Annotated in this window: 11 protein-coding genes; 8 read left to right on the top strand and 3 right to left on the bottom strand. The window is 68.8% G+C overall.

The window, feature by feature from the left end; translation table 11 throughout:
- Positions 1-86: 86 nt before the first annotated feature.
- From ABT294_RS29880 to ABT294_RS29870, 3 genes are all read left to right on the top strand, one after another.
- Positions 87-710 (top strand): erythromycin esterase family protein, encoded by a 624-nt coding sequence (locus ABT294_RS29880; RefSeq protein WP_350809612.1) that lies wholly within the window; start codon positions 87-89, stop codon positions 708-710.
- Complete coding sequence (locus ABT294_RS29875) at positions 691-1,050, top strand: hypothetical protein (protein ID WP_502912159.1); 360 nt, start codon at positions 691-693, stop codon at positions 1,048-1,050. Before ABT294_RS29880 ends, ABT294_RS29875 begins: the two co-directional genes overlap by 20 nt.
- Before the next feature lie 163 nt (positions 1,051-1,213).
- A complete protein-coding gene (locus tag ABT294_RS29870; protein WP_350809610.1) occupies positions 1,214-2,029 on the top strand; it encodes an alpha/beta fold hydrolase in 816 nt (271 codons plus the stop codon).
- 114 nt (positions 2,030-2,143) lie between these two features.
- Here ABT294_RS29870 and ABT294_RS29865 read toward each other — a convergent pair whose 3' ends face one another.
- Positions 2,144-3,064 carry a LysR family transcriptional regulator gene (locus ABT294_RS29865; protein WP_350809609.1) on the bottom strand — a complete coding sequence of 307 codons (921 nt, stop codon included), beginning with the start codon at positions 3,062-3,064 and terminating at the stop codon, positions 2,144-2,146.
- Between the two features lie 73 nt (positions 3,065-3,137).
- Between ABT294_RS29865 and ABT294_RS29860 the strand changes: the two genes are divergently transcribed.
- The gene (locus tag ABT294_RS29860) at positions 3,138-4,766 is read left to right on the top strand and encodes an APC family permease (protein WP_350809608.1); all 1,629 of its coding nucleotides are present in this window, start codon (positions 3,138-3,140) and stop codon (positions 4,764-4,766) included.
- Positions 4,763-5,908 carry a MalY/PatB family protein gene (locus ABT294_RS29855; RefSeq protein WP_350809607.1) on the top strand — a complete coding sequence of 382 codons (1,146 nt, stop codon included), beginning with the start codon at positions 4,763-4,765 and terminating at the stop codon, positions 5,906-5,908. The genes ABT294_RS29860 and ABT294_RS29855 overlap by 4 nt, the downstream gene beginning before the upstream one ends.
- 179 nt (positions 5,909-6,087) lie before the next feature.
- On the opposite strand, the gene ABT294_RS29850 is transcribed toward ABT294_RS29855, so the two are convergent.
- Positions 6,088-6,429, bottom strand: coding sequence for an RpnC/YadD family protein (locus ABT294_RS29850; RefSeq protein ID WP_350809606.1), 342 nt, complete (start codon positions 6,427-6,429; stop codon positions 6,088-6,090).
- A gap of 134 nt (positions 6,430-6,563) precedes the next feature.
- Between ABT294_RS29850 and ABT294_RS29845 the strand changes: the two genes are divergently transcribed.
- The 3 genes from ABT294_RS29845 to ABT294_RS29835 all read left to right on the top strand — a co-directional run bounded on the left by ABT294_RS29845 (position 6,564) and on the right by ABT294_RS29835 (position 11,008).
- Positions 6,564-7,187, top strand: coding sequence for a TetR/AcrR family transcriptional regulator (locus tag ABT294_RS29845; protein ID WP_350809605.1), 624 nt, complete (start codon positions 6,564-6,566; stop codon positions 7,185-7,187).
- Positions 7,187-8,923, top strand: a complete 1,737-nt coding sequence (locus ABT294_RS29840) for an ABC transporter ATP-binding protein (protein ID WP_350809604.1) — start codon at positions 7,187-7,189, stop codon at positions 8,921-8,923. The genes ABT294_RS29845 and ABT294_RS29840 overlap by 1 nt, the downstream gene beginning before the upstream one ends.
- Positions 8,924-9,055: 132 nt before the next feature.
- On the top strand, positions 9,056-11,008 hold the full coding sequence (locus ABT294_RS29835; protein WP_350809603.1) for an ABC transporter ATP-binding protein: 1,953 nt from the start codon (positions 9,056-9,058) through the stop codon (positions 11,006-11,008).
- A 338-nt stretch (positions 11,009-11,346) separates the two neighbouring features.
- On the opposite strand, the gene ABT294_RS29830 is transcribed toward ABT294_RS29835, so the two are convergent.
- On the bottom strand, positions 11,347-11,583 hold the full coding sequence (locus ABT294_RS29830) for a hypothetical protein (RefSeq protein WP_350809602.1): 237 nt from the start codon (positions 11,581-11,583) through the stop codon (positions 11,347-11,349).
- Positions 11,584-11,952: the final 369 nt, after the last annotated feature.

Here is an 11,952-nt window from a genome sequence, read left to right as displayed (position 1 = left end):
ACCCCCTGACCGGCCTCGACCCCCATCAGCCTCTCGACGACCTCGAGCCGCTGCGGGAGATCGTCGGGGACGCCCGCATCGTCGCCGTGGGGGAGAACGCCCACTTCGTCGAGGAGTTCTCCCGTGCCCGCCAGCGGGTGCTGCGTTTCCTGTCCGAGCGGTGCGGCTTCACCGTCTTCGCCTTCGAGTTCGGCTTCAGCGAAGCCTTCCCGCTCGACCGGTGGCTGCAGGGCGAGGGCGACGACGCCGACCTGGCGCGGGTGAGCAAGGCCGCCGCCGAGTGGGGCGCCGCGGACCTCATGCACTGGCTGCGCCGCCACAACCGCACCAGCGGCCATCCGCTGCGGTTCGCCGGCATCGATCTTCCCGAGGCCGGCGGAGCGCTGAGACCGGCTCTCGAACCGGTGGCCGACTACCTGCGCGAGATCGACCCCGACGCACTGCCCATCCTCGACACGGTTCTGCGGATCAGCGACCGATTCCTGGGCAGCGCCACCTCCGGCGCCGCGGCCGCGCCCGCGTGGGCCGCCCTCGACACGGCCGAGCAGGACGCGCGAGAGCTATATGGCCGAATCGGTGCGCTGGCATCTGGAACACGCCGAGCCCGGGGCCCGGATCGTGCTCGCCGCGCACAACAACCACATCCAAAAGACGCCGCTGACGTCCGGCGGCACCCTCGCCGCAGTGCCCATGGGCCTGCACCTGCATGACATGTTCGGCCCGGCCTACCGCTCGCTGGCCCTTCTCCACACCGCGGACCACGTGCCGGACATGCTTCCCGATCCCGGCGCCGAGGCCGGCTTCACCCTCGCCGAGGTCGACCTTCAGCCGCCCGTGCCCGGCAGCGTCGAGGCCGCCCTCGCCGACGCCGGGCTCGGTGCCACGATCACCCTGACCGACGTGCGCCCATCACCACGCGACGCCCAGGGGGCACCGCTGCTCAACCGGATCCGAACCCAAAGCGCCGAGCTGAACACGGTGATCCCCTCAGCGTTCGACGCCGTGCTCGCCGTCCCCACAGTCACCCGGGACAGAACCGTGCGATTCTGACCACCGCCGCGTCGTCGCCGCTGGCCTGCCACTGATGCGCCTCCATGGCCTTCGCCATGGCGCAGTACCCCGGCGATCCCTGACCCCGAGTAGGTCTGGCCCCACCCACCCGTACGTCCAGGCCCCTACCGCACCACTCATTAATCCCGACAAACTTGGACGTATGTTCTTCGAGACCCGAGACGGGACCAAGCTGGCATACGAGGACTACGGTCAGGGCGACCCCATCCTGTTCGTCCACGGCGCCATGCTCAGCACCGATATGTGGGAGTACCAGTTCCCGTACTTCGTCGAGCGCGGCTACCGCGTCATCGGCCTGGACCGGCGCGGTCACGGCCGCTCCGACCGCCCCTCGACCGGCTACGACGTCGAGACCGGCGCCGACGACCTGGCCGACCTGATCGAGTACCTGGACCTGCGGAACTTCACCGTGATCACCCACTCCATGGGCGGCCACGAGGCGGTGAGCTACCTGGCCAGGTACGGTGACAGCCGGGTCGCGAGGCTGGCACTGGTCAGCGCGCTGCTGCCGTTCATGAAGCAGACCGACGACAACCCGCACGGCATCCCCGAGGCGATCATCGAGGCCACCCTGGCGCGGGTACGGCGGGAACGCCCCAGGTGGCTCGCAGGCCAGGCGCAGGCCTACTTCGCTACCCACCTCGGCAACGACGTGTCGCCCGCGTTGGTCGAATCGGTGATCGCGCAGTGCCTGACCCCCTCGCCTTGGGCGGTGCTGCACAGCCAGCGGGCCGTACTCAACACCGACCTCAGGAAGGAGGTGGCCGCGGTCACCGTGCCGACACTGATCGTGCATGGTGACGCGGACTTCTCCGCCCCGATCGATGTCACAGGCAGGCGTACGGCGGAGCTGCTCCCGAAGGCGGACTACAAGGAGTACCCGGGCGCCGGGCATGGCGTGTACATCACCCACCAGGAGCAGCTCAACGCCGATCTGCTCGCCTTCATTCAGAGCTGACCGGCGGCACCGGGAATGCGTCGCCCGTCCCGTGCTCCTTGCGGTCGGAGGGCTGGTTGATCCGCTGCCATCCAGGTTGACGGCCTGGATGGCAGCCCGCCGCCGCCTGCGCGCCTAATCCTCGTCGAAGGCGGCGCGGATGGCGGGCAGGTTGTCCAGCAGGGTCCGTACGCCGAGCCGGTCGGCGGTGGCTGACGCGTAGACGAACTGCACGTCGACCCGCCAGTCGCCGAACCGCAGCGGCAGCAGCACGGTGTCGCCGTCCCGCACCGAGCGCACCGCGGCGAACCGGGGGACCACGGCGACGTATCCCGCGTCGGCCGCGAGCCGGATGGCGGTCGCCGGTAGCCCGGTCGTGTGGATCGGGGCGTCCACCCCCCGGTCCGGATGTGTGAGGGACGCGGCGAGTTCCTGGGCGTCGCGGCCCCACCGGTAGACGATGACGGCGGTGTCGCAGAGGTCCTCGATCCGCAGCAGCCTGCGATCGGCAAGCGGATGGTCCGGACGGCACACCGCCACCAGCGCGGACCGGCCGATCGACTCGGACCGTAACCCGCGCAACGGCACCTTCGGCACCACGAATCCGGCGTGCACGCTGCCGTCGACGATGCGGGCGACCACCTCGCCGCTGTGCGCGACCCGGCAGTGCACGGTGACCGCATGGCCCGCGACCGCCTGCAGCGCGGTAGGGAACACGACGTCGCCGAGGCTCGCGGGCGCGGCCAGCACGAGTCGTTGGGTCTCGTGCGTCGCCACCCCGATGGCCGCCTCGTCGAGAAGATCGAGACACCGCTGCGCGTAGTCGAGCAACCGCTCGCCCGCCGGGGTCGTCGTGCTGCCCCGCGCGCCGCGCACGAACAGCGTGGTGCCGAGTTTGCGCTCCAGGGCACCGATCCGGACGCTGACCGAGGGCGTCGACAGCCGGAGTTCGGTCGCCGCGGCGCCGAGACTTCCGGTACGGGCCACCGTGGTGAACACGACCAGATCCATTGTCTCGATCTTGTGGCCGGTGCCGTCGACGCCGGGGACAGACATAGGCACAGCCTAACCCTCGACCTAGTGATTTCTGGTCTACCTAAGCTGTGGCGTTATCGTCATATTTCAGGGCATGACTGAGATGCCGAACAAGGCCGGACCGCTGTCCGCCGTTTCGCCAGGTGAGGATCTCCGCCTGCGGCGCGGACTCGGCACCACTTCCCTTGCCCTGATCACCTTTTCCAGTGTGATCGGCTCCGGCTGGCTGCTCGCCCCGTATACCGCGGCCAAGGCGGCCGGGCCCGCGGCCTTTCTGTCCTGGACCATCGCCTCGATCGCCACCGCGCTGATCTCGTTCGCCTTCATCGACCTCGCCTTCCGGCATCCGATGTCCGGCGGCAACGTCCGGTGGCCGCAACTGGCCTCCGGCCCGCTGGTCGGCACCGTGGTCGGCTGGGCGGTGTTCCTGCAAGCGGCCAGCGCCGGGCCGAGCGAGTCGACAGCGGTCGTGCAGTACGCGAGCAAGTGGCTGCCGTGGGTGACATCCGGCGAATCGCTGAGCTGGCCAGGCCGGCTGCTCGCCGTCGCGCTGCTCGCGTTCTTCTGCACGCTCAACCTTTTCGGGATCAAGCTGCTCGCCAAGGTGAACAACGTGGTCGCCACCATCAAGGTGGTGATCCCGGTGATGACGGTGATTCTGCTCCTGGCCAGTGGTTTCGACACGTCCAATGTGGAAACCGGCGGCGGTGTCGCGCCGTACGGCATCTCGGCGGCGCTCACCGCAGTGGTCGGCGGCGGGCTGGTGTACTCGTTCACCGGAATCAACGCCGCCGCGGTGATGTCCGGCGAGGCGAAGAATCCGCGCCGCACCGTGCCGAGAGCCACGCTGATCGTGCTGGCCGGGACGATCGTGCTGTACATGGGCCTGCAGGCGGTGATGATCTTCTCGCTGCCCGGCGAGCTGCTCGGCAGCGGCTGGCACGGGATCAACCTCCAGTCGCCGCTCGCCGCGCTCGCCACCCTGCTCGGCCTCTCCTGGTTCGCCACCGTGCTACTCGCCGACGCGGTCTTCTCCCCCTCCGGCAGCCTGCTGATCGGCATCGGGGTCAAGGGCCGCTACACCTACGGCGCCGCGCAGAACGGGCTGCTGCCCGCCGCACTGACCAAAGTGGACAGGCGGTTCGGCATTCCCCGGCGCGCGCTGCTGCTCAACGTCGGCCTCGGCTCGGTCATCGTGCTCGCGTTCGGGAACTGGAAGACCATTGCCAGCTCGCTGAGCTTCTACTACGGGCTCAGCTACGCGGCGGTCTCGGTCGCGGTCACCGTGCTCGGCGCGTCGACGCCGCCGGAGAAGGGCTGGCTACGGAAGTGGACGATTCCGGTCGGCTTCGGTTCCTTCGTTCTCTCCGGGCTGATTCTTTACTGGTCCACCTGGGAGAAGATCCGGATCGCGGTTCCGCTGCTGCTGGTCGGTTTCCTGATCTACCTCGCCCGCGCCAAGTCCCGCCAGGGCGGCGCGTTCCGGCAGCAGGCGGTCGGCGGCTGGCTGGTCGGATTCCTGCTCATGCTCGGCGTGCTGTCCGTGCTCGGCACGTTCGGCGGCGCTGGAGTCATCGCCGCGCCGTACGACTCGGCGCTCGTCGGTTTGCTCAGCGCGGGAACCTGGTGGCTGGCGCACCGATCCGGCCTGCGCCACCAGCGATCACTGGAACAGGCCGAGACCCCCGAAGACAACCCCGAGACCGCAAGGAGCACGGCTTGACCGAGAAGGCAATCGACCTCGACTGGGACCTCGAGCGATCCCGCGCCCGGCGGACCAAGCGCTGGTCCCAGTACGACCGGGACATCATCGATCTCACCGTCGCGGAGATGGACCTGCCGGTCGCCGAGCCCGTCCTCGCCGCCGTTGAGGACGCCGTGCGACGGCAGGCGTTCGGCTACCCGGTCGCCGACGAGCGCAGCGACGTTCCCCAGGCGGCAAGCGAATGGCTCACCGAAGAGCACGGCCTCACGGTCGGCCCGGACCGGGTGCGGCTGCTGCCGGAACTGATGCGCGGCGTGACCATGTCGCTCAGGCATCTGACCAGGGCGGGTTCGCCAGTGGTGGTGCCGACCCCGGTCTACGGCCGGTTCTTCGACGCCGTCCAGGTCGCCGGCCGGGAGGCCGTCGAGGTGCCGATGCGCGCCGGGGACCGAGGGTATGAGCTCGACCTCGACGGCATCGACCGGGCGCTGCGCGCAGGCGCGGGCAGCGTGCTCCTCTGCCATCCCAACAACCCGACCGGCTGCGTCACCGATCGCGGTCAACTGGAAACGCTGGCCGAGCTCGCGGCCCGGCACGGCGCGCGGGTGATCAGCGACGAGATCCACGCGCCGCTGCGTTATCAGCCCGATTTCGTGCCGTACGCCTCGATCGACGACAACGCGATCACCCTGGTCAGCGCGACCAAGGCGTGGAACTTCCCCGGTCTGCGCTGCGGGCTGATCGTCTTCAGCAATCCGGACGACGCGCGGCTCTGGGCAACCTTGCCGAGGGCGGCGGTCGGCGGCATGAGCCCGCTCGGCATGGCGGCCACAGTCGCCGCATTCCGCGACGGGAGGCCGTGGCTGCGGGAGGCCGTCCGATTCCTTGCCGACAACCGGAAACTCGTCACCGACGCGCTCGCCGGGCTGGACATCGGTTACACCGAACCGGAGGCGGGTTACCTCGCCTGGCTCGACCTGCGCCGGTTCGGGCTCGCCGACCCGGCAGCCCACCTGCTACGGCGGACCGGCGTCGCCACCACCTCGGGCGCCGATCACGGAACGTCCGGGAACGGCTTCGTCCGGCTCAACTTCGCGACTGTGCCCAGCGTGCTCGCGGACGCCCTTGACCGGGTGACCGATTGCCTGCTCGGCGGTTGACGCGGCCGGCCGTCTCAGTGCTGCTCATCGGAGGAAGGGGGCCGGCACGCTCTCGAGAAGCCTGGTCGCGATGAGCCCGCCGGACGCGCCCCGTCGACTCGGAAACCCACGGGTCCGCGCGGTGGGGCGCGGAGTACCCTGCGCTGTGCGACTTCCTCCTCAGGCCGCAGCGGGCGCTGTCAGCCCGGTTCGTTGAACAGATCTTGGGGGGTCTGAGCGGTGGCCGCGCGGGTGAGCCAGGTTTCGAGTTGGGCAACGTCTGTGCAGGTAGTGATCCGGGCGCGAGCATCGTCGGGGACGTCGAAGCCGCGGGCGGCCAACACGAGCAGCACCGATCTCGCAGCCTCTTCCGCTCTGCCCTCCACTTTGCCTTCGACTTTGCCCTCTGCTCTACCCTCGACTTTGCCTTCGGCCCTGCCACGGCCGAAGTGCTCGCGGGCGAAGGGGCTGTAGACCGGCCAGCTGGTGGACGCAGACTTCATGATCTCCTCCATGAGGCGGCGGATCTCGGGCGCGGACATGCTGTAAGCGAAGGTAGTGCAGGTGGCCGGTCGGCTGTCTTGTGCGCAGTCATGGGGCTTGGGTGGAGCGTAGCGGGCGGTAAGGACACAAAAGCATTTGAACGAGTGAGTACTCGCTCATTATGCTCGTCCACATGAGCAAAAGGCGAAGGGTGCCGGCTATGGCGCCGGAAGACCGCCGTGCCGCACTCATCGCCGCCACCCTCCCCTTGGTCCGCGAGTACGGCACCGCGGTGAGCACCCGCCAGATCGCCGAGGCCGCAGGCGTGGCCGAGGGCACGATCTTCGGCGTCTTCCCCGACAAGGCGTCACTGCTGCGGGCGGCGCTGATGAGCGCGTTCGACCCGCAGCCGGCGGTGGACGCGCTGGCGGCCATCGGCACCCAGATCGAGCTGCGCGCGCGGCTGCGCGAGGCCGTCACGAGGCTGCGGGCAGGGATGAGCGCCAACGCCAACCTCGTCGCCGCGCCCAGGGAGCTCATGGCCGACGACGCCGAGTTCCGCGAGCAGATGATGGACGGCCGGCGTCGGATACTGGCCGGGCTCGCCGCGCTGGTCGAGCCCGACCGTGACCGGCTGCGCCGCTCACCCGAGGCCGCGGCACAGCTGCTGCTCATGCTGATCGCGGTGACCGTGCACCGCGGCTTCGGCGAGGGCGGCGACTTCGGAGACATGGACGACGAGGAGATCGTCTCCGTTCTGCTCGACGGGCTGCTCGTGCGGCCTTCCCCCACCCCTTCGACAGAAAGCGCCTCTTGATGCTGCTCCGTCTCCTGCGGGTCCAGCTCAGGCCGTACGGGAAAGAGATCACGCTCGTCGTCCTCTTCCAGTTCGTGCAGACACTGGCCACGCTCTATCTCCCCACACTCAACGCCGACATCATCGACGACGGCGTCGTCAAGGGCGACACCGGTTACATCGCGCGCATCGGGCTGGTGATGCTCGGTGTGACGCTCATGCAGATCACCTGCTCGATCGTGGCCGTGTACTACGGCGCCCGGACCTCGATGGCCCTGGGCAGGGACCTGCGGGCCGCGATCTTCCATCGGGTGCAGGACTTCTCCGTCCAGGAGGTCAACAGGTTCGGCCCGGCGTCCCTGATCACCCGGACCACCAACGACGTGCAGCAGATCCAGTTGCTCGTGCTGATGACGTTCACGATGGTGGTGGCCGCGCCGATCATGTGCGTCGGCGGCATCGTTCTGGCGCTGCGTCAGGACGCGGCGCTCTCGTCGCTGCTGCTCGTCGTGCTGCCCGTGATGATCGTCATCGTGGGCCTGATCGTGATGCGGATGCGCCCGCTCTTCCGCACGATGCAGGAGCGCATCGACCGGATCAACCAGGTGCTGCGCGAGCAGATCACCGGTATCCGGGTCATCAGGGCCTTCGTCCGCGACAGGCACGAGCGCGAGCGCTTCGGCGTGGCCAACGACCAGCTGACCGACGTGTCGCTGCGGGTCGGGCGGCTGATGGCGCTGATGTTCCCCTCGGTCATGCTGGTGGTGAACGTGTCCAGCGTCGCCGTGGTGTGGTTCGGCGGCCACCGCATCGCCGACGGGACCATGCAGGTGGGCGCGCTGACCGCGGTCATCTCCTATCTGATGCAGATCCTCATGTCGGTGATGATGGCGATGTTCATGTTCATGATGATCCCGCGGGCCGAGGTCTGCGCCGAGCGCATCGAGGAGGTGCTCGACACCGAGCCGACCGTCCACCCGTCGGCAAGCCCCGTCACCCCGGAAAGACGCCTCGGCGAGCTGGAGTTGCGGTCCGTGGACTTCCGCTACCCGGGCGCCGAGGAGCCGGTGCTGTGCGACGTCAGCTTCACGGCGCGGCCGGGCCGAACCACCGCGATCATCGGCAGCACGGGCAGCGGCAAGACGACGCTGCTCAACCTGATCCCCCGCCTGTTCGACACGACCGCCGGCGAGGTGCTGGTCGACGGGGTCAACGTGCGCGACCTCGACCCGGCCCTGCTCTCACAGGCGGTCGGCCTGGTCCCGCAGTCGCCCTACCTCTTCTCCGGCACCATCGCCTCCAACCTGAGGTACGGCAGGCCGGACGCGACCGACGAGGAGTTGTGGCAGGCCCTGGAGGTGGCCCAGGCGCGCGAGTTCGTCGAGGCGATGGACGGCGGCCTGGACGAGCCGATCTCCCAGGGCGGCACGAACGTCTCTGGCGGGCAGCGCCAGCGCCTGGCCATCGCCAGGACCCTGGTGCACCGGCCCGAGGTCTACCTGTTCGACGACTCCTTCTCCGCCCTCGACTACGCCACCGACGCCAGGCTGCGCGCGGCGTTGGCCGAGGAGATCACCGACGCCACGATCGTCATCGTGGCCCAGCGTGTGAACACCATCCGCGACGCCGACCGCATCCTCGTCCTCGACGACGGACGCGTGGTCGGCAGCGGCACCCACGCCGAGCTCATGACCACCTGCCCGACGTATCGGGAGATCGTGCTGTCCCAGCTCACCGAACAGGAGGCCGCGGCATGACCGAGCTTGTCGAGGTCATCAATAGACACAGCACCTTGGTCATGAGACCGACGAAGGAGGGCTCATGACCGAGCCTGTCGAGGTCATCCATAGGCACAGCACCTTGGTCATGAGACCGTCCGAGGAGGGTTCATGACCACCCAGACGTCCCCACGCCGCCCCCAGCCCGCTTTCGGCCCGGGCAGGATGATGTCCGGGCCCGCCGAGAAGGCCCTCGACTTCGGCGGCTCGCTCCGCCGCCTGCTGCGGCTGTTGCGCCCGGAGCGCGCGCTGCTCGCCGTCGTCCTGGCCCTCGGTACGGCCAGCGTCGCGCTGACCGTGACGGGTCCCAAGATCCTCGGCCACGCCACGGACCTGATCTTCTCCGGCATCATCGGGGCCCGGCTGCCCGCCGGGATCACCAAGGAGCAGGCCGTGGCGGGGCTGCGCGCCAGAGGCCAGGGCACGTTCGCCGACATGGTGTCGTCGATGAGCGTGGTGCCCGGTCACGGCATCGACTTCATCGCGCTGGCGCAGGTGCTGGGCTGGGTGCTGGCGCTCTACGTGCTGGCGGCGCTGCTCGGGATCGTGCAGTTCCGGCTGACCACGATCGTCGTGCAACGGGCGGCGTTCCGGCTGCGCGAGCGGATCGAGGCCAAGCTGGCGCGGCTGCCGCTGAGCTACTTCGACGGTCAGCCGCGCGGAGAGATCCTCAGCCGCGCCACCAACGACACCGACAACATCGCGCAGACGCTGCAGCAGACGATGAGCCAGCTCATCACGTCGGTGCTGACGGTCGTGGCGGTGCTGGTGATGATGTTCTGGATCTCGCCGGTCCTGGCGCTCATCGCGCTGGTCACGGTGCCGGTGTCGATCTACGTCACCGCGGTCATCGGCAAGCGGTCGCAGCCCCAGTTCATCAAGCAGTGGTCGTCGACCGGCAAGCTGAACGGCCACATCGAGGAGATGTACGGCGGCCACACGCTGGTCAAGGTGTTCGGCGGGCAGAAGGAGGCCACCGAGACCTTCGCCGAGCACAACCATGCGCTGTTCACCTCCAGCTTCCGCGCCCAGTTCATCTCCGGGATGATCCAGCCGGCGATGATGTTCATCGGCAACCTCAACTACGTGCTGGTCGCCGTGGTGGGCGGGTTCAAGGTGGCCTCGGGCTCGATCTCGCTGGGCGACGTGCAGGCCTTCATCCAGTACTCGCGGCAGTTCAGCCAGCCGCTGACCCAGGTGGCCGGCATGGCGAACCTGGTGCAGTCGGGCGTCGCCTCGGCCGAGCGGGTCTTCGAGTTGCTGGAGGCTCCCGAGCAGTCCCAGGAGCCCGACGAGCCCGCGCGGCCCGCACAGATCAGGGGCCGCGTGGCGTTCGAGAACGTGTCCTTCCGCTACGCGCCGGACAGGCCGCTGATCGAGAACCTGTCGCTGACCGTGGAGCCCGGCCAGACCGTGGCCATCGTCGGCCCCACGGGAGCGGGCAAGACGACGCTGGTCAACCTCGTCATGCGCTTCTATGAGGTGACCGGCGGCCGTATCACGCTCGACGGCGTCGACATCGCCGAGATGTCCAGGGAGGAGCTGCGCGCCAACATCGGCATGGTGCTGCAGGACACCTGGCTGTTCAGCGGCACGATCGCGGAGAACATCGGCTACGGGGCGGAAGGCGCCACGCGTGAACGGATCGAGGCCGCCGCGGAGGCCGCCCACGTGGACCGCATCGCGCACACGTTGCCTGACGGCTACGACACGGTGATCGACGATGAGGGCGCGACGGTCAGCGCGGGCGAGACGCAGCTGATCACGATCGCCCGGGCGTTCCTGTCCGAGCCGGCGATCCTGATCCTGGATGAGGCCACCAGCTCGGTCGACACCCGGACCGAGGTGCTCATCCAGCGGGCGATGAGCTCGCTACGCGAGGGGCGCACCAGCTTCGTGATCGCTCACCGGCTGTCCACGATCCGCGACGCCAGCCTGATCCTGGTCATGGAGAACGGGCGGATCGTCGAGCAGGGCACGCACGAGTCGCTGCTGGCCGTGGGCGGCGCCTACGCCCGGCTGTACTCGGCCCAGTTCGCCCAGGCCGTCGCGGAGGTGGACTAGAGCTCGAACATCGCCGGCCGGCCGTTGTCGCTGGGCCGTCCGACCAGGTGGCACACCTCCCGCCGCACGGTGTGCAACCTGGTCGGCTGAACCATCAGCCGAGCAGGCCGCGCACCATCCGCCGACGTGCTGGCACCGGATCGCAGCCCTGACCGACCTCAACGATCTTGCATGATCAGCGACTACCGCCACGTCGGCACCACCGCCGGCCCGAGCTTGGAAGCGGTCGGCTCCAGATCCTGCGACGGGACCTGTCCAGCCTGATCAATGGCTGCGCCGCGATCGTCCACGGCAGGCGTGGACGACGTGACCACCCACAGGTGAGTGCGGCTGGTGGGTTACTTCAGGACCCAGAGCGCCCAGAACGGGCTGTCCCATTCGCAGTCCCAGTATTCGTGGTCTCCGGAGTACCTGCGCCCCGCTGCCTCGCACTGCGCGAGGGTCCTGTGGACGCTCTTGATGTGGGCGGCCATGGGCTTCACCACATCCGCGTTCGCGGACGCGCTGGTGCCGAGTGTCGCAGCCATCGCCAGGACGGTCGCCGGGACCACCACGCTCATGATCTTGTTCAGCATGGAGAACCTGCCTTCGCTCGATTACGCGAAAAGCGTCGCAGCCAAGGCTTCCGTAACTCTTCTCCGTCACTTCCGGCCGCATTCTCGCACGCTCATCACCGCGCGAGGCCACCCACACTCATGCCGCCCAATCGCGCTCGGCGGTTTCGCGGACCTGGATATGCCGGGAACTGCCCACCGCACACACCGCAGCACTCGGAAGCCCGGCCCCGTTGTCGTTGTCGCCCAGCTCTTGACCCATCCGCCGGGCTCGTGGGCCTTTCGGAAGTACCACCGGACAACCTGCCGGCTCGTCATGTGCCCGCCTCCATCGGACAGCACCGGCCGATCGTCGGCGTGTTCATTCCGCTCGGCTGCCTTTCGGCTTCC

The organism is Nonomuraea sp. NPDC000554 (assembly GCF_040300065.1).
Classification (GTDB): domain Bacteria; phylum Actinomycetota; class Actinomycetes; order Streptosporangiales; family Streptosporangiaceae; genus Nonomuraea.
The sequence above is the reverse complement of the archived record's forward strand: the minus strand, read 5'-3'. Positions and strand labels throughout refer to the sequence as shown.